At 44.9% G+C, this 17,906-nt stretch carries 22 protein-coding genes and 1 other annotated feature; of the genes, 2 read left to right on the plus strand and 20 right to left on the minus strand.

Features of this window, described 5'->3' with window-relative positions:
• Positions 1-46: 46 nt before the first annotated feature.
• From MHI51_RS24460 to MHI51_RS24515, 12 genes are all read right to left on the minus strand, one after another.
• Positions 47-823: a hypothetical protein gene (locus tag MHI51_RS24460; RefSeq protein ID WP_076218573.1), complete on the minus strand. Its 777-nt coding sequence runs from the start codon at positions 821-823 to the stop codon at positions 47-49.
• Positions 824-837: 14 nt separating this feature from the next.
• Positions 838-1,584: a hypothetical protein gene (locus MHI51_RS24465; RefSeq protein ID WP_076129386.1), complete on the minus strand. Its 747-nt coding sequence runs from the start codon at positions 1,582-1,584 to the stop codon at positions 838-840.
• 10 nt (positions 1,585-1,594) lie between these two features.
• Positions 1,595-2,917 (minus strand): SPFH domain-containing protein, encoded by a 1,323-nt coding sequence (locus tag MHI51_RS24470; protein ID WP_036685175.1) that lies wholly within the window; start codon positions 2,915-2,917, stop codon positions 1,595-1,597.
• 209 nt (positions 2,918-3,126) lie between these two features.
• On the minus strand, positions 3,127-4,437 hold the full coding sequence (obgE, locus tag MHI51_RS24475) for a GTPase ObgE (protein ID WP_036685174.1): 1,311 nt from the start codon (positions 4,435-4,437) through the stop codon (positions 3,127-3,129).
• Positions 4,438-4,452: 15 nt separating this feature from the next.
• Positions 4,453-5,193, minus strand: a complete 741-nt coding sequence (locus tag MHI51_RS24480) for a Spo0B domain-containing protein (RefSeq protein ID WP_076105522.1) — start codon at positions 5,191-5,193, stop codon at positions 4,453-4,455.
• 243 nt (positions 5,194-5,436) lie between these two features.
• Complete coding sequence (rpmA, locus tag MHI51_RS24485) at positions 5,437-5,748, minus strand: 50S ribosomal protein L27 (RefSeq protein WP_036685171.1); 312 nt, start codon at positions 5,746-5,748, stop codon at positions 5,437-5,439.
• Positions 5,749-5,765: 17 nt separating this feature from the next.
• Positions 5,766-6,101: a ribosomal-processing cysteine protease Prp gene (locus MHI51_RS24490; RefSeq protein ID WP_036685168.1), complete on the minus strand. Its 336-nt coding sequence runs from the start codon at positions 6,099-6,101 to the stop codon at positions 5,766-5,768.
• Positions 6,102-6,113: 12 nt separating this feature from the next.
• Positions 6,114-6,425, minus strand: coding sequence for a 50S ribosomal protein L21 (gene rplU, locus MHI51_RS24495; protein WP_036685166.1), 312 nt, complete (start codon positions 6,423-6,425; stop codon positions 6,114-6,116).
• A gap of 14 nt (positions 6,426-6,439) precedes the next feature.
• Positions 6,440-6,526, minus strand: a sequence feature (ribosomal protein L21 leader region).
• Positions 6,441-6,608 (minus strand): hypothetical protein, encoded by a 168-nt coding sequence (locus MHI51_RS24500; protein ID WP_155288184.1) that lies wholly within the window; start codon positions 6,606-6,608, stop codon positions 6,441-6,443. Its footprint overlaps the feature before it by 86 nt.
• Positions 6,589-7,830, minus strand: a complete 1,242-nt coding sequence (locus tag MHI51_RS24505) for an Rne/Rng family ribonuclease (RefSeq protein WP_076129388.1) — start codon at positions 7,828-7,830, stop codon at positions 6,589-6,591. Before MHI51_RS24505 ends, MHI51_RS24500 begins: the two co-directional genes overlap by 20 nt.
• A gap of 54 nt (positions 7,831-7,884) precedes the next feature.
• Positions 7,885-8,727 carry a M50 family metallopeptidase gene (locus tag MHI51_RS24510; RefSeq protein WP_036685160.1) on the minus strand — a complete coding sequence of 281 codons (843 nt, stop codon included), beginning with the start codon at positions 8,725-8,727 and terminating at the stop codon, positions 7,885-7,887.
• A complete protein-coding gene (locus MHI51_RS24515; RefSeq protein WP_076218574.1) occupies positions 8,720-9,616 on the minus strand; it encodes a M23 family metallopeptidase in 897 nt (298 codons plus the stop codon). The genes MHI51_RS24510 and MHI51_RS24515 overlap by 8 nt, the downstream gene beginning before the upstream one ends.
• A gap of 411 nt (positions 9,617-10,027) precedes the next feature.
• On the opposite strand from MHI51_RS24515, the gene MHI51_RS24520 reads away from it, so the two are divergent.
• Together MHI51_RS24520 and MHI51_RS24525 are read left to right on the plus strand one after the other, a co-directional pair.
• Positions 10,028-10,381: a transposase gene (locus MHI51_RS24520; protein WP_370511606.1), complete on the plus strand. Its 354-nt coding sequence runs from the start codon at positions 10,028-10,030 to the stop codon at positions 10,379-10,381.
• 175 nt (positions 10,382-10,556) lie between these two features.
• Complete coding sequence (locus tag MHI51_RS24525; RefSeq protein ID WP_076218576.1) at positions 10,557-11,081, plus strand: hypothetical protein; 525 nt, start codon at positions 10,557-10,559, stop codon at positions 11,079-11,081.
• A 1,011-nt stretch (positions 11,082-12,092) separates the two neighbouring features.
• Here MHI51_RS24525 and minD read toward each other — a convergent pair.
• The 8 genes from minD to MHI51_RS24565 all read right to left on the minus strand — a co-directional run bounded on the left by minD (position 12,093) and on the right by MHI51_RS24565 (position 17,767).
• Positions 12,093-12,887 carry a septum site-determining protein MinD gene (gene minD, locus MHI51_RS24530; protein ID WP_076218577.1) on the minus strand — a complete coding sequence of 265 codons (795 nt, stop codon included), beginning with the start codon at positions 12,885-12,887 and terminating at the stop codon, positions 12,093-12,095.
• A gap of 5 nt (positions 12,888-12,892) precedes the next feature.
• Complete coding sequence (gene minC, locus MHI51_RS24535) at positions 12,893-13,552, minus strand: septum site-determining protein MinC (RefSeq protein ID WP_036685154.1); 660 nt, start codon at positions 13,550-13,552, stop codon at positions 12,893-12,895.
• A gap of 79 nt (positions 13,553-13,631) precedes the next feature.
• Positions 13,632-14,162 (minus strand): rod shape-determining protein MreD, encoded by a 531-nt coding sequence (mreD, locus tag MHI51_RS24540; RefSeq protein WP_081386380.1) that lies wholly within the window; start codon positions 14,160-14,162, stop codon positions 13,632-13,634.
• Positions 14,162-15,040, minus strand: coding sequence for a rod shape-determining protein MreC (gene mreC, locus MHI51_RS24545; RefSeq protein WP_076218578.1), 879 nt, complete (start codon positions 15,038-15,040; stop codon positions 14,162-14,164). The genes mreD and mreC overlap by 1 nt, the downstream gene beginning before the upstream one ends.
• Before the next feature lie 62 nt (positions 15,041-15,102).
• Entirely contained in the window at positions 15,103-16,137 is a 1,035-nt protein-coding gene (locus tag MHI51_RS24550) for a rod shape-determining protein (RefSeq protein WP_036685150.1), read from the minus strand.
• 38 nt (positions 16,138-16,175) lie between these two features.
• Positions 16,176-16,865 (minus strand): DNA repair protein RadC, encoded by a 690-nt coding sequence (gene radC / locus MHI51_RS24555; RefSeq protein WP_036685147.1) that lies wholly within the window; start codon positions 16,863-16,865, stop codon positions 16,176-16,178.
• A 25-nt stretch (positions 16,866-16,890) separates the two neighbouring features.
• Complete coding sequence (locus MHI51_RS24560) at positions 16,891-17,487, minus strand: Maf family protein (protein ID WP_405173317.1); 597 nt, start codon at positions 17,485-17,487, stop codon at positions 16,891-16,893.
• Between the two features lie 34 nt (positions 17,488-17,521).
• The gene (locus tag MHI51_RS24565; protein WP_036685144.1) at positions 17,522-17,767 is read right to left on the minus strand and encodes a DUF4321 domain-containing protein; all 246 of its coding nucleotides are present in this window, start codon (positions 17,765-17,767) and stop codon (positions 17,522-17,524) included.
• Between the last annotated feature and the right edge of the window lie 139 nt (positions 17,768-17,906).

A 17,906-nucleotide genomic window follows, 5' to 3' on the forward strand; every position in this document is an offset into this window, starting at 1 on the left:
TTATGTAATCCTATATGCGATGCAGCTAATCTGTTGGTTGACGGCATTAATTGTACGGGATCTTCGTTCCACAGTAATCACAGCTTTTAGATTGGCTTGGGAGCACAGTATTCTGGGCTCCGCACCCCGGACAACGGATAGACTTAGGCAGTTGCGGCGGAGACTGAGGCTGCGCAGGTATCTGCTGCCCCGATGCTTGGGTTCTCCCCGTTCCTCCAAAACCCGAAGTACTTTCAGGGTAACCTTGATTAGCTGCTGATGGTTCTGGCGTCTGGCGCCCTTCGGATAATGCGATATCAATATCAAGCAGTCCTTTATCCTTCAGATAGTGGACATCTCTCCGTACATCACTTTCACTTTGGCCTATTCGTTCAGATATACTGCCAATATGCCGGATATTCTTATTTTGAATCAGCTCTATATAAGAAGTGTTAAGCTTAGAAAGGGTATATTTAGCTTTCGCTGTCACACTGGCCAGTATAAAAGCTGGAGTCAAAAACATGATTGCAATTAAAATAAGCGTTGATACTAATTCAGAAGTTCCAAATTCCCCATTGAGCGCACTAGAAAACATGGCAATAGAAAGTTCAACAAACCCACCAATAAATACATGCATCAGCAGATTGAGGTTAGTCGGTCTGCGGTAATTTTTGTAATGCGTTGTCATCAAACGTAACAAGGCAAGCACAAGTCCAACGGGCATCAGCAGATAAGCAGCCGCGAGAATAACATAATCAAACCCGGTACGTTCGTATTTAAGCCGGGGAACGGCTGCATTTCCTCCCGGGAGCGGTGACGGCTCTTGTAGGTTCAAACTGTTCATGTAGTAAACTCCTCCTATTTAAGTGCCGCTAATTCACGGTTACGCCGCTGAAGTGTAGACTTTATACTCTCTGACATCTCATTTACTTCTACCTGCCAGCCCTCATGTGGCTCTTGGGTCGCCAGCAGTAGCTTCACGTGATCATGTAACAGAGAAATCTGCTGCTGCAGAATATCCTCTGTAGCATATAAAGACGGTTCTGATATCGGATCACTGTACTTAAATTTTTCCTCCAACATATCTAACACGTTCACTAGCTGCTCGGATTCGGAATTCTTCCAGCTACTAGCCAGCTCACTCATTTCAGTTAATTCGTTCTGATACCGCCGAAACTTTTGTAAAGACCTTTTGGCTTGCTGTTCCCCTGCCCCAGCATTCCACCCGTAAAGCCCTATCGCGGCCAAAGTGATCGCTCCTAACACAAGAATCAGCAATTGTTCGGCTGCGTACCACAAGGCGGGTAACTCCAGCAGCCAATCGAAGAGTAAGGCCGATACAAATACGATGGCTGCATAGATTCCCGTAATGATTGCGCCGCTGATAAGAACAGGCGGAGTCTGCTGAATGCTACTTGCAGTTCGGAGCCAAAAAATACAATAGCCATAGATTACACTTTCTGCTAACAGAACCGCGGATAAAGAAATTATGAACCGAAACAGTGAGTCGGAGAAACCTAATCCAATAAACGAGAACACTGTCAGTACTATAGCTACCGCATAAATGATGGTAATAATGTATATATATCTCCTGCTTTTGTTCATTAGGTCCTCCTTAGCCTGCTTTTGTTCCGCACTCTGCACAGAATTTTTGTCCAGCTTTCAGCTCATGTCCACAGCCGCTGCATTTAATCACCATGCTGTCTCCACAATGAGGACAGAATTTCACCCCTGGCGCTACCATAGTCCCACATTTACCGCAAGCTTTAGGCATTTCTTTTCCACAGGAGACACAAGAAGCCGCTCCCTCAGGATTATCTGCTTTACAGGATGGGCAAGCACGATAAGGATTCCCGCAACCTGGACAGAACTTAGCTCCCGCATTTAGTTCATGCCCGCATTCAAAACATTTGATCTTGTTCGCAGAGGGAGAACCTTGCGGGTTGCCTCCAAGCGCCTGCCCACAACCGCTGCAGAACCGTCCCTCTACTGGATTCATAACTCCACACTTAGAGCAGGAACGCTGCTCTTGACGTATAACTGTAGTCCCTGAATCCAAGTTCATCCCTCTAGTCATACGGTTCACCATATCCATAGCGGGTCCAGCAAATCCCATTCCAAGTCCAAGCCCCATCCCGGTGTTCATCATGCCCACTCCAAGATTGCCGGGATTCCCTGCCGCTTCTTCCATCGTGTCAAAACCACGCTCCTGCTGATAGGTGAAGCCGATGATATCCATTTCCGCTTTTTTAGCCAAAGCTTCCTTCAAACGAATCGTTGCCGGATCATCCTCTGGAATATTGATCGAATCAATATAGAAATTATTCAGCTCAATGCCATTATCCAAGAAAGCCGAGGCTAGTCGGCCCTGAATATGTTTGGAAATCTCTGCAACATAAGCATTAATCTCCAGTATGCTGATTTGCTTGTGCACAAGGTAAGAAGAAATAAGTTCATTTATATTCGACATCAGCAGTCCGCGGAAATAACTGATAAGCGTTTCATGATCAAACTGCGGGAGCGTCCCTACGAGCTTCAGCAAGAATTTTCGCGGATCATCGATTTTTACACCAAACTGCCCAAAAGAACGAACAGAAATCATAATTTTGTATTTGGGATCCTGAAGCTGTAAAGGTGAGCTCGTTCCCCATTTGACATTCATCGAATTCGTCTTATTCACATACCATACTTCAGCCGTAAATGGTGATTTTCCACCAAAAGGAAGATTAACGATATTGGATAAAATAGGTATATTAGCGGTACTTAGCGTGTGCCGCCCAGCTGTAAAAGAATCAAGCGCTTGTCCGCCCTTGAATAGAATCGCTTCCTGGGATTCATTAACGATTAGTTGTGTCCATGTCCCCAGCTCCTGGTTAGGATATTTCCATGCAAATATACCTGGAGGACCGTCATACTTCACCACTTCTATAATTGCCATCTGCTATTCCTTCTTTCATTATCTTATATATAAATAACGTGTACGCTCCCAAATGGGAATTAGTGTATTTCGATATTTATTGTATACGATATATATCGTGTTTTGGGTTCTTTTATTGAAAAAATTACTGATCTCCTCACAAAAAAAGCGCCATCTATGCTATCCCTTTACAGGAAAACCATAGTTGGCGCTTCATAGTCAGCTAAATATTAATAGTAGCTGCTGTTCTCAACGAATTCGAATTCGAAATCAGCGATACGGACAATCGTTCCTTCTACAGCACCGCGTTTACGAAGCTCTGCATCTACACCCATATGACGCAAAGTCCGTGCCAGCTTGAGAATCGCATCATGTGTGCTAAGCTGCATGCGCTTCAGCATACGTTCGATACGTGGGCTTGTGACCACAAACGCCTCGTTATCCCGTGTAATAGTAAAGGAATTATCCTCTTCTGCTTCCAGCTTATACACCTTACGTTCAGTAGTTTCAGCAACTTCCTCAACCACCGGCGCAACCGGAATGCTGTCGAGAATATCCGTTGCACGATATAGGAGCTCCTGAACACCCTGACGGGTAAGGGATGAAATTGGCATGATTTCTAAATCCGGCCGCACCTCAGCTACGCGTTCGCGGAAAGAAATAAGATTCTCTTCTGATTCAGGCATATCCATCTTATTCGCCGCCACAATCTGCGGACGATCGATTAGACTAGCATTGTACTGCTTCAGCTCATCATTAATTAGAACCCAATCCTCGAAGGGATCACGGCCCTCAGAGCCAGACATATCAACTACATGAATGATGATACGCGTGCGTTCAACGTGACGCAGGAATTCGTGACCCAGACCTATGCCTTCACTAGCTCCCTCGATTAATCCAGGCAGATCCGCCATCACAAAGCTTCGGCCATCCCCAACATCCACTACCCCTAAATTCGGTGTAATTGTTGTGAAATGGTAAGCTCCGATTTTGGGCTGGGCTGCGGACACAACCGACAGCAACGTAGATTTACCCACACTCGGGAAGCCTACAAGCCCTACATCAGCCATTACCTTAAGTTCCATAACAACATAACGCTCTTGGCCTTCTTCACCGTTCTCCGCAAGCTCTGGTGCAGTATTATTAGCTGTGGCAAAACGGGTGTTACCCCGGCCTCCACGGCCTCCACGTGCAACTACAACCTGTTGTCCATGACGCGTCATATCGGCAATGATCTCTTGCGTATCATCGTCAATCAGAATGGTTCCTGGCGGAATACGAACGATCATATGATCCGCATTCGCTCCATGTTGGCTTTTGTTCCGTCCTTTAATCCCTTTGTCAGCTTTGAAGTGGCGCTGATAACGGAAGTCCATCAACGTGCGCAGTCCCTCATCTACACGGAAAATAACGTCGCCTCCACGGCCTCCGTCACCACCGGCAGGACCACCCTCCGGTACATATTTCTCCCGGCGAAACGCAACGAGACCATCCCCGCCGTCACCGCCTTTAACATAAATCTTAGCTTTATCTACGAACATAAATGTTCACCTTCCTCACATTTCAAGCGGTAATCGCAGCTCTACATAAGCCCTGCTAGGCTTAAACTGCTCTGCTTTCATGATTTTTCCTTGTACTATATTATAAATTTGCCCTTTGAGCAGCTCGGGATTGCCATGCTCCCCCTCGCCTTCGAAGGAGATAAGAATGTCTCCTCCATCCTGAAAAAAGCCAAGGCGCAGCTTGCGCGTCTCCCCCTGAGGAGCCAGCCCGTTGTACTGATAAGCCCGTATGGTCTGCATAATCACTGAAGTCAGCTCATCTCCTGCTTCTGGATTTAGCTTGTCCTCTAGCTGCAACCCTTCCTCCACCTGAACTTCCAATTCCAGACTAGACCTGTTAGTTCGGAAGGATTGGATATAGAAAACCAATGAAGGAATGCCCAACTTAGCGATACGACTATCAAGTGCTATGCGTTCCTTTATTCTTTCCACACACTCCACGGATTTATTAGGCTTTCCAAGCTGAATATATCCGTATAGAATCTGCAAATCGTTCATCCAATCATGTCGATGATGATTCAGTGTCCGAATCGCCGCCTGTTGCAGAGTGTTCTCTTGTATACGCAGCTCCCGTTCATAATGACGCTGGCTCCAGATAAAACTGAAAGCAACGATTGCCACTACCCAGACTCCGAGTAATAGACACGTCAGAAGAGAAGTATGCCAATACAAAAGACCTAAAGGAAGCATTACGGATAACATGACTGCCCAGATTGCACTTTTCCAGGATTTCATTCTTTCTCCCCGTCCCTCAGTTCGCAAAATTCATGACTTCGTTTAGATAATTTGTTTTGTTAGTATCATTTACCATTTCCTAGTATAACACACGCGTTCACTGTAGTTCACCAGAGATAATAACGAGATTTTCACATCTATCTAACCATTCCAACTTTGCAACACAAATAATTATGAATATTCTACAAAAAAGCCTCCGGCACTCATGCCGGAGGCTTCTACTTGCTCATATGGTCCGTAAGCTTACGCTTCCAGTGCCGCTGCTACCGGAGCGACATCAACTGGGTACACGCTCACTTTTTTGCGATCGCGGCCCCAACGTTCGAACTTCACTACGCCATCCACCATTGCGAACAAAGTATCATCTTTACCGATGCCTACGTTAGTTCCTGGGTGAATTTTTGTTCCGCGTTGACGAACCAAGATGTTACCGCCGGTTACTGCTTGACCGTCAGCACGTTTCACGCCAAGACGTTTGGAATGGGAATCCCGTCCGTTTTTTGTGGAACCTACACCTTTTTTCGATGCGAACAATTGAAGATTCAATTTCAACATGTTGTCAACCTCCTTCTTTAAATATTTACTTGCTGTATTTGAATATACTTCCCGTATGATTCTGCGATATCATTCAGCATCACGACCATGGATTCAAGCAGCAATTGTACCTTCGCGGAAGTATCGAAATCTTCAACAGAACTTAATGTTCCACTTAAGAATCCGTTCTTCATGGACGTGTCCATGGAGATTCCGGTCAAGGTCTCAATCGAATTGACGGTTCCAACTGTTACAGCGGATACCCCGGCACATACGATATCTTCGCCACGCTTCGCATAACCCGCATGCCCCTTAACCTCAAAGCCAACGATAGTTCCTAGATCCGATAATCGTGTAATCCGCACGCTAATCATTAACGCACCTTCTTACGCTTGAATCTTCTCGATAGTTACTTTCGTGTACGGTTGACGATGACCTTGTTTCTTGTGGTAGTTCTTCTTAGGTTTGTATTTGTAAACTACAACCTTAGCGCCTTTACCATGTTTCTCGACTTTAGCTGTTACAGACGCGCCGCTTACTAGCGGAGTTCCTGCAGTCAGACCACCATCGTTAGAAACAGCCAATACACGGTCAAAAGTTACACTTGCGCCGTCTTCAGCTTCCAACTTTTCAATGAACAAAACGTCGCCCTCTTGGACTTTGTATTGTTTACCACCAGTTTCGATAATTGCATACATTTTACTTGCACCTCCTCATGTCTCAGACTCGCCTAGTCTAGGTGGCAGAATTCCCGTAGGAACTGCGCTTATGTACCCGATCGGAGCGGTTACAGCATGTGCAGGATCAACTGCATCAAACACATACTTGAAGATAGTATCATACTTATGACTTATCGTCAACTCATTCCAGCCATTCTCCAACTTTTCCGGTTCCCCCGCAGCACTGGCAAATCACAGGCGCAAAGCTGGCTGAATCATGCCTTGCCTTCTTTCTGGTCATCTCGAGCAGCCCGAGTCTTGTCCACCCCAAAATATGTGTTTTGGTGCGATCCTTGCAGATCACTTTCTCTAATCGCTCTGTGACCATCTTGCGGTGAAGCTCTTGTTCCATATCAATAAAATCGACAATAATGATTCCACCAGTATCGCGTAACCGGATCAAACGACCGATCTCCTCAGCTGCGAGCAAATTCGTATTAGTAACCGTTTCTTCAAGCGATGCTCCGCCAATGTATTGAGCGGTGTTGACATCAATTACGGTTAACGCCTCTGTCTCATCCCAGATCATTGTTGCTCCGCCCTCCAGCGTGATTTTGCGGCTGAAGCTCTTGAGCAATTGATCCTGAATACCATAAGCAGCGAAAATAGACTCCGCTCCATTATAAAGACAGACTGGCTTGTACCCTTCAGGAGCCATGTCGTCCAGAAAGGCTGTTGCTTCTCTAGCTGCGGCAGATGAATCAATAATCAACTGATCCCGTTGCGGATTAAAGGCATCTCTTATAAAGCGTTGGACAATACTAAGATCACGATGTAGTAAAGCGGGAGCCTCTACCGTTTGTGCCTTACGTGTAATATTCTCCCATTGGGCACGCAAAAAAGAAAGATCACCCTCCACAGCTTCATGTGGCTCGTCCTGAGAAACCGTCCGCATAATAAGCCCTTCTTCTTTCATTCGCAGACGTTCTCCGATTCCTTTGAGACGACTGCGCTCTGCATCCCGGCTTATTTTTTTGGAGACACCGACGTATTCTGCAAAGGGCATGTACACCATCCAGCGCCCGGGCAACGTATAATGAGTCGTTACACGCGCGCCTTTTCCGCCGCTCGGCTCTTTCCGCACTTGAACAACAATATCCTGTCCCGGCTGCAAAAGCGTCTCGATAGAGGGCTTCACATCAGGCTGTTTATCCAAATTAGGATGCAATACATCATCAACATATAAAAAAGCATTCTTCTTCTGTCCGATATCAACAAAAGCAGCCTGCATACCTGGAAGTACGTTAATCACACGGCCCTTGTAATAACTGCCGACCAACCCTTGCTGCTGATCGCGTTCAGCCGCGTACTCCACCAGCCTTCCGTTTTCCAGAAGAGCCATTCGGGTAATGTGCTGCGTGCAGTGAACGATCATCTGTTTCATGGCTTCACCTCTGGTTTCGTTCGTTCATTCCTTCACATTCTCTGCATAAATACACTATATTCCGAAGTAGGTTGATATTAAGCGCTGTTCCGGCACAACAGCAACAACATTTCCTTTACCGTTTAACACATAGATAAAATGATATTGATTACGTTTAAATAGACGCAATATATCATCTAAAGGTTTCGCAGATAATGCAACTATTGGACGAGCTACGCTTCCTGTTCGCAAATGATACTCATAAACAGCCTCCCGATTCATCAAAAAAGCAACAAACCGGTACGGTAAATTACGATGGTCGGTGAAATTCGAATACAGCAGAAAAGCTCCGATCATGACCATATTCAGCCTAAGGCCTCCACCCGCTCCAAGAGGCAGCAGCGCATATATAATCACAAGGACACTTGCGGCTACACTCACCCGTCCAGTCCATAACAAAGTGTAGTAATAAGGAAGTACTAAACTAATAGTGGCCTGAAGCACTTTACCTCCGTCAAGCGGCAGCACTGGCACTAGATTAAAAAGCCCAATAATGGCATTGGCATGAATAAAATAGGTCAGAAATTCCTGATTGCCATAACCGGCTTGTTGAAGTCCAAAAGCAATAACGATCATAATTCCATTTTGCAGTGGACCGGCAAGGGCTATTCCGATCTCACGACTGGCTGTAAGCCGCCCATGATCTTCAATAACAGCCACTCCGCCAAACGGAAGAAGCTGAACCGACTTAACTGTAACACCAGCCAAAAGAGCCGCAACGACATGTCCCATTTCATGAATGAAGACAATCGTAAATAAGGTGAGCAGCTCTAGAAATTGTCCCGTGACCACGGAGAATAACATAATGATCACGAACAGTGGATGTAGTGACAGTTCGATACCAAAGATCCTAATCAAACGATACCACTTCTGTAGGATCAATATAAGTCTTGTCTTTCATCACTGCGAAAAATAGTGTTGAAGCTGAGGATACGTCCTTCTCCATCATCCAACCGAGTGAATCCCCGCTCTGCACCCAGTCATCAACCTCCAGCTTGGTGCCGCTCAAATGTCCGTATTCTGCAGTGACACCGCCTGAATGCTGAACAGCAATTCGAATGCCCCCTTCCAGCTCTTTAGAGATGGAGAGAATACGTCCCATGTCTATACTTTTCACCGTCACATTTAAGGTTGAATCGATTTGAGGCATAATTTCCACCCCTTTTAGCGTAGATGCAAAAGGCTGGACAATGCTCCCAGCTATCGGAGCAGTGAGTTGATGATGAGCGGCCACTTTTTGAGCAGGCTCATCTTTATCCCCAAATATCGGAATGAACGCTGGAGCTCCGTTAAAGTTCTCCTCATACCAGACTCTCACAGCCGTGAAATCCATGTCATTGCTTAACGCATCACTAATAAAAGCTTGCATCTTATAGGACCATGGCTGATGTACCGCAAAAATCCCCCACACTGCTCCAAACACAAGAACACTAGCAACAAAGCGCCGAATAAAACCGGCAGTAAAATTTGAGCCTCCACCGCCGTTATCCTCCCAGCCTCCACGACTCTTTTTCCACATCACCTCTGGATCGGGCTCTACAGAGGATTGATCGGCATTCTTAAATCCTGTTCCCCATTCCTTAAAGCTCGTACTCTTATCCGGCATAATAAATAAAGGGGGAGCCTCCGCTATTTCTAGTTCCGGGACTTCCGAAACTCCTGAGACTGCTGAGACTTCCGGGAGTTCCTCCAATAAACTACGAATACGCTCCTTGCGGCGATTCTTGATATCTGATTTCTGATCCATATTTATCCCTCCGGACGGGCTTGTTTTACTTCCATTTTATGAAGCACGGAAGTCTCTTTAGAACAAGCCCCTCCAAGGTAGGCCATATAAATACCGGAAAGTACTAGAATGAGCTAAGCTTTTAAGCGAGAAATATAAGACTGTTCCTTAAGCTCACATTGTTAAGGAAAAATATGTAACCGTCAAACCTGTCGTCATCTGAATCTCCCCAGAGATCTTCTACTGATTGACTCGACTACGGTCACAGCGGCAAACTCCCGAGTGCCTTGGGCCCCATACAAAAAATTCAGAGGGCATTAAGTTGCATGGCACCTTGTCTCATGACCAGCTATACCTCTGAACGTGGCGGAATCGATCGCAAAGCGACATCGGCATCGGGTCGTTGAATTTGAAAATAACCGGAGTGAAATCGTGCGGGTTGTGACCGATGTGAGAAAAGCTTCCCCTCACGTTATCGCTAAGAATTATAAGACACGCTGGCAAATTGAAGTCTTTTTCCGGTGGATTAAACAGCATCTGAATGTGCCTTATCTATTTGGAACGACAGAAAATGCGGTATATAGTCAATTATTTGTGGTCCTTGCCGTCTATGTGCTCCAGAAATACATTTTTGATGAAATTCATCCCAACATGCCTATCTTTACTCAACTGACCTTTTGGGAATCTGTGCAGTATTTCCGCATGTTTAATCTTCCACTGGAGCGGCAGGTTCAGCTTGGCCTGCTCTGGAATAAATGGAATTCCGGAATATCTGCCATCCCATAATGTGGCGAACTGAACTATCATGATTGAAAAACAAGACAAAAATCGACATTATTTCTTTTGGATAAATATCCTGTAGGAAAAAGGGATCATTTTACTTATTAACCATTCACTTCTATATCGGTATTTGATATGGTAATTAAGTACAAAAAATATATATTTGGAGGAAAAACATCTTATGAAAAAAATCTCTAGTTTATTTCTTTTAACGGCTGCTATTTCTTTAGTAAGTGCAGTTCCAACGTTTGCTGCGAATGAATCTAGTACTAACGCAAGCCCACCTTCGTTTGACTCTATTGCACCTTTTGTAGCGGGGGAAGCTACGTTTCCTGCGAATGAATCTAGTGCTAACACAAGCCCTTCTTCGATTGACTCTATTGCACCTTTTGTAGCGGGAGAATCTACGAGTGTTGTTGTAGCTCCTGTTACCTATCAATTCTCAAATCCCATTAATGGAGCTGGCCAGTACGGAAAAATTACACTTGAATCAGCTGGAAAAGCTTCATTATATGTTTACTACAATACAGGTAATGGAGTATGGACCTCGATGAATATTCATGATCCAGGAACCAGTTTTATTTTATTAGATGCAGGCCAAGGCTCAGACTCACTTACTTTCTACATGAATTTAGGTTGGCAATATAAAGTTTACGTATTTGCGGAGACTCATACAGCAAAAGGATATATTAGAAACTACCAATAATCACTAAATGTAATAATTTTATTTTGGGGCATTTACCGAAATCCAATTAAACAGCGACAGTCTTGGACTTTATTTTCTCGTCCTTTGCTGTCGCTGTTTAATTTGCTAGGGGAAGTAAAAAACATATTTTATAAAGTATGACAATTGGGATACTCGCGTGGAACATAGCATCGAGTCTAACCCTTTATTTTTCTACTGACAGTACTCGCTGTAGGAGCGGAAGCAGGTAACGCTTGTACTGTTTGATCCAGTGTAGGATGTTAAGGTGTGAGGCATGGTGCTTAAGGTGGGCCGACAGTTGAGGTAAATTAAATTTCAACTCGAAGAGGATTAAGGCTGGATAAAGATAGGTGATGATATTGACGCAATCACAGAACAAAACCACCCTACGGGTGAATAAGCTTACTAGCCAGCGGTCATTGTCTGCTGGCTAGTAAGCTTATTCACAAAGGTTCCGTTACAAGCTGGACAGAAAAACTCTAGAAATTCTCCGGCTTCCAGCTCATATGAGCACTTTGTCACTATAAATTCGGGTACAGGATCTACCATCCCTCATTCCACACAGACATAATCCACCCATTCTTCAGGCTTCATATCTTCCTCCTATGGACTCCATAGGGACTGTTCCCTTTCCTTATCCTATTGCCTCTTTTGACCTTCCTCTTTTTTCATTCCTTAGTATTACTCATTTCTTTTGATTTTTATATTCTCACTTCTCGTCATAATAATAAATCCGTCCATATTCTGTGTGCCAAATGACCACAAGCAACATTCGGTGCTTACAGCATGGACAGCATATCGGGTCTGCCCAGTAACTCTCTATCATCTGTTCACAGTAACTTTTCTTCTTTCATTTTTCCATAGGGAAGGTCATCCGAATTTGTTTATGTACCATGAGCCACAATTCTTTGCATTGTATCATTGCTTATTATAATACAAAAAATCCCATCCGTAGATTTCTCTATGGATGGGATCAATTATGTTTTTATAGTAAAATCGCTAGACTTAAGACTAGGACATGCCGAAAAATTTCTTAAGTTTCTTAAATGCTCCCGGTTTCCGGTCAAGCTGCATCAGGGGTACAGCATCACCTAGAATTCGGCGTGCAATATTGCGATAGGCAATAGCAGCTGAAGAATCGGGATTCATAACTGTAGGTTCTCCGTTATTTGCGGCTTTAATGACTAATTCATCATCCGGAACAATTCCGATAAGATCAATGTTCAGCACCTGTAATATATCCTCAATATCAAGCATATCCCCAGACTTCACAAGACCTGGGCGAATACGGTTTACCACCAATTTCGGCGATTCCACACTCGACTGTTCTAATAGTCCGATTATACGATCGGCATCCCGTACAGCGGCATGCTCTGGTGTGGTAACCACAATCGCTTTATCCGCACCGGCAATCGCATTGCGGAAGCCGTGCTCGATTCCTGCCGGACAATCGATCAGAACATACTCATATTCCTTCTTTAGTTCAAGAATGATATCTCTTACTTGTTCAGGAGAGACAGCCGTTTTATCCTTTGTTTGAGCTGCAGGCAGCATATACAATTCATCAAAGCGCTTGTCTTTAACGAGCGCTTGATTAAGGCGGCAACGTCCTTCCGCTACATCCACAAGATCATAAATAATACGATTCTCAAGCCCCATAACTACATCCAGATTACGCAGTCCAATGTCGGTATCGACGAGACATACTTTTTTGCCCTGCAGTGCAAGTGCGGTTCCAATGTTGGCTGTTGTGGTTGTTTTGCCAACTCCGCCTTTGCCCGAGGTTACGACTATCGCTTCTCCCATGGAGGCTACACCCCTTTAAACACATTTAAATCCTGACGTAATTTGACCAAATTATGAATCTTATCGATCTGCATAGCTCCGTTTGTTAAATATGCAAATTCCATACTGCTTTCTCGGGTTTCCCATTCATCGGGCGGACGACTAATAATATCGGCAATTCGCAGCTGCGTTGGAGACATTAAAGAAGCAGCTATAATTGCTTCCTCATTCCCGTCTACTCCAGCATGCGCCATCCCTCTTAGCGAACCTAGTATATAAATATCGCCTGAACAGGTTATGGTCCCCCCAGGGTTCACATCCCCCAGATATAGAAGATTTCCGTTATGGTGCAGCACCTGACCGGAACGTAGAATTCCGCTCATCAGAAACAATGCGTCATTATCCTCACTGCCGGGCGCTGGAAGCGCCTCTATAGATCGAATCAACAGATTTCCCTGTCCCTTAAGAATCTCCAGCACAGCTTCCTTGTCTTCCTCAGTTACGGTACGATTGCCCAGCTTTATGTCCACATGTACAATCGGTCCAGTTAAAATATTTTGATGGCTGTGCTCCAGCTTATAGCGAAGCTCGCTCAGAAGATCTTCAAAGGGACATTTGTCGTCTAGCAGGAATATCAGGCCATCCTTGATGCCCTTAATCCTTACATGCTTGGATTTTACTGTCATATGCCTGGCCCCCTATCCTCATTCATTCGTGCCGGGCCCCTTAAATTCCTGCTTTGTATAGAAAGAAAATAGAAGCTCTTTAAGCCGCTTCTTCCTTATTCGTTTCTTTCTTGATTAGCTCAAGCTGGCGCCGAACCGGTATGTAGAAGAGTAGCCCGATGGCAAAATGAAAAAGCATCGTCGGCAGCATGTGATTCAAAATCGCCCAGCTATAAGGTTCTTGATTAAGATTAAATACACTATAGATACCAAATAGTATACTATCCCCAAGTAGACTTCCAAGCAGAACCACAGTCATCATAAGGGGCAGCGGAGCACGTGGAATCTGAAATAAAAGGCCGATTAAATAAGCCGACAATCCCATCGCAAAAGAGTGTGCTCCAAGAATTCTGCCGTAAAAAACGACATCATGCAGCATTCCAAAACATAATCCCAATATAAGTGCTGTATGCCGATGATGATATATAGTCACGAACAATAACACTACAAAAACCAAATTCGGAATGATTCGCATCTGCCACACATCTGGAATCAGCCAAGGTAAGATGGTTCCCTCCACAATAAATAAGAGGAACAGTATCAGAATAAGAACTGATCTGCGCATATTCACTATTCAGCACGCTCCTCCGTAAACACAACAATCAAATGCTTCCAGTCCTGAAATTCTGCTGAAGGCTTTATCACTGCTGTGGAGGTTAATCCAAATTCACCAACATCGACGCTTTCAACTGTGCCTATTGTCAACCCCCTTGGATACAAGCCTCCAATACCGGAAGACAGAATAGTATCCTCCACTGCAATAGGATCACCCGGTGGAATCTTGGTCATCAGCAGTCTGTTCGTCTCTGGATTATAACTCTCAATCATCCCAAAGGACTTACCCTCTTTATTAAAGGCAGTTGCCGCAATAGGCGGCTGGGAATTAGGATCATTAGTGTCCATCATGGTCATCAGTTTCACAGTAGAAGTGAAATTGCTAACTTGACTGATAACACCTACCAGACCATCGGTTGAAATAACAGACATATTAGGTCTGACACCATCTTTGGAGCCTAAATCAATTACAATGGTGCTGTTGCTTGGTTCTGTAGTCTGGCTAATTACTTGCGCAATACGATATTCATACTTATACAAATTCTTCTGTTCTTTAGTGAATTGCCATTTTTTTTCCAAGTCTTCATTCTGTGCTTTAATAAAATTATACTGGGCTTTATCACGTGCATACTGGGCAGCCATAATTTTAAGCTGTTCATTTTCTTTAGCAAGATCACTCAGATTTCCAATATCTTCAAACAAGCCCGCTACATATCCAGCGGGCTTGTAGAACATTTTTTGCACGAAACCAGTCGAATCTCTGAGAAAGTTCTCCGGCCAGGACAAGCCTTTCCTTGTTGCCAAGCTGAAGCCCATTACCACAATGAACAGCACCAGTGTAATCAACAGAATAAACAGACGTTTATTGCTTAAGAGTTTAAACAGTTTCAACACCCTCTAACAACAGTATTTCTCCCATAACAGGGGTTGACTTACACAAGTGGTAGAACATCATCTTATCTCTTCGAACGAAGACTGGATCCGCTGCGGCTCTTGAACAAATGAATGTTCTCAAGTGCCTTACCGGTTCCAATAGCTACACAGTCCAGTGGATTCTCAGCAACAATAACCGGCATTCCCGTCTCACGTGCAAGCAGCTTATCCAAGTTGCGAAGCAAAGCTCCCCCACCTGTCAAAACAATTCCACGATCCATAATATCTGCTGCAAGCTCTGGCGGACATTTTTCCAACGTTACTTTAACAGCTTCAATAATAGCATTCACTGTGTCAGACAAAGCTTCACAGATTTCATCAGAAGTAATTGTAAGTGTTTTTGGCAGACCTGTTACGAGATCACGGCCGCGAATTTCCATGGTTTCAGCCTTTTCAAGAGGAAGGGCAGAGCCAACATCCATTTTGAGCTGTTCCGAAGTACGTTCACCGATCATCAGATTGTATTGACGTTTGATGTATTGAATGATGGACTCATCCGCTTCATCACCTGCAACACGCACTGAACGGCTAGTAACAATACCGCCGAGCGAGATTACAGCAACTTCAGTTGTACCTCCACCGATATCTACAACCATACTACCTGTAGGCTCCCATACTGGCAGATCCGCGCCGATAGCAGCAGCAAAAGGCTCTTCGATAATGTAAGCTTCACGAGCGCCAGCTTGTTTGGTAGCATCTTCTACCGCACGTTGCTCTACAGCAGTAATGCCAGATGGCACGCAGACCATTACATTAGGGTGACGCTGGAACATAGAACGCTGTTTCTGTGCTTGACGAATAAAATATTTAATCATCGTAGCCGTTGTATCAAAATCAGCGATAACGCCATCTTTCATCGGACGGATCGCACGGATATTTCCAGGTGTACGACCGATCATTTTTTTGGCGGATTCACCCACAGCTTCAATCGTCTTAGTATCAGTGTTAATGGCTACAACGGAAGGCTCTCTTACAACAACACCCTTACCGCGTACGTAGACAAGCGTATTCGCTGTCCCCAAGTCAATTCCTAAATCTTTTGTGAAACCACCCAACATGCTAATTTCTCCTTTTCCTAAGTAAATCTACATTTATATTACATATGTCCTTTTTCTTTCAAGCTTACGAAACTGCTATCTCCGATAATTAGATGGTCCAGCACATCTATTCCGATAATCTCACCTGCCTGAAGCAATCTAGCAGTTAGGGAAATATCTTCTGGACTAGGTGTTGGATCACCACTAGGATGATTGTGCGCGCATATAATAGAGGCGCTACTGCATTTTATAGCTGCTCTGAATACCTCACGAGGATGAACGATCGAAGCATTCAGGCTGCCCATGGACAATGTTTCTTGTCCAATCACATGATTCTTCGTGTTCAGAAACAGACAGACAAAATGCTCCTTTTGCAAATAACGCAATTGCTCAGTCAGAATCTCAGCAGCGTCCCCAGGACAGCGGATAATGACCGGCATATTGAACCTGGAATTCGCAAGGCGCCTTCCCAGTTCGATGCCTGCTTTTAGTTGTACGGCCTTGGCAGGACCGATACCGTTGATTTTGGTCAGTTCTTCGATGCTAAGGTCAACTAGCCCACGCAGGCCACCGATCTTCCCCAGCATCTGCTGTGCAATATGAATAGCCGACTCGCGGCGTGTTCCCGTACGCAGCAGAATGGCTAACAACTCCGCTTGACTTAATGATTCCGCCCCATAATGCATCATGCGCTCTCTAGGTCGTTCTTCATGGGGGAGGTCCCGCAGCATAATTGGTTGCGACTCCATCCCTATCCCTCTTTCCCCAGGCTTCCTACCGGCTCAATACAGTTATACCGAACTCGGATAGCATTTCGCCAAGAAGCGACAAAGGCAATCCGACTACATTGAAATAACAGCCTTCAATTCGTTCCACCAAAATGGACCCAAGCCCTTGTATCGCATAAGAGCCAGCCTTATCAGCAGGCTCTCCCGTAGCTATATAAGCAGCAATTTCCTCTTCAGTCATTGCCCTCATCGTTACGGAAGTAACACGGTGCTCCACTATAGTCTTCCCATTCGGGAATCCGAGGCAGGCTACACCCGTGTATACCTTATGAGTTCGGCCCTGAAGTCTGGTAAGCATCGCTTTGCTGTCCAGCTTGTCCACCGGTTTGCCTAGCACAGTATTATCTAGTACAACAATTGTGTCGCTTCCTATAATGACTGCGTGACGCTCTCCGGCTGTAGCTACTACGGCTTCTGCTTTTCGCAAAGCTAGACTGCGCACGATTCTCTCCGGCGTCCAATCCGGCGGTGTGCTCTCATCAGCTTCGCTGGTAATGACCTCAAAGGGCAAACCCAGTAAGGATAACAGCTCACGTCGACGCGGTGAACCTGAGGCTAGAATAATGAGTGGTGAGTTGTCCACGTTGTAAACGTCCCTTCTTGCTCAGTAACGAGAGTTACAGTCTGCGGTACAGCCATACAGCTGTAATAATACCGGCGAGACTAAGCATGCACAATTTCAAATGAATAGTGATGTCATAGGTTATGATGTCTAAATCGGCTCGCGGAGACCATTTGAGCACAGTCGATGTTGTTAGAAAAGACAGAGCCTTTACGGGCTGCAGCAGCTTGGCGATCCAGGCTCCAGCCAGCCAGCCTAGAATTAGAAATAACAGCAGTGTTCCTACATTTTTCTTCTTCATCTCAGTCTTCCCTCGCCATTTTTTGACACCCTAATTATTATACGGTGAAACGGTGATCAATACAAACGTAAAATCCCCTACGGTAATGTTTACCACCTTTTGCCCTAAAAGTTGCGGAACGATACCCCTCTCCGAAAAA

The organism is Paenibacillus sp. FSL H8-0260, from assembly GCF_045040625.1.
GTDB classification, from domain to species: Bacteria; Bacillota; Bacilli; order Paenibacillales; family Paenibacillaceae; genus Paenibacillus_AQ; species Paenibacillus_AQ odorifer.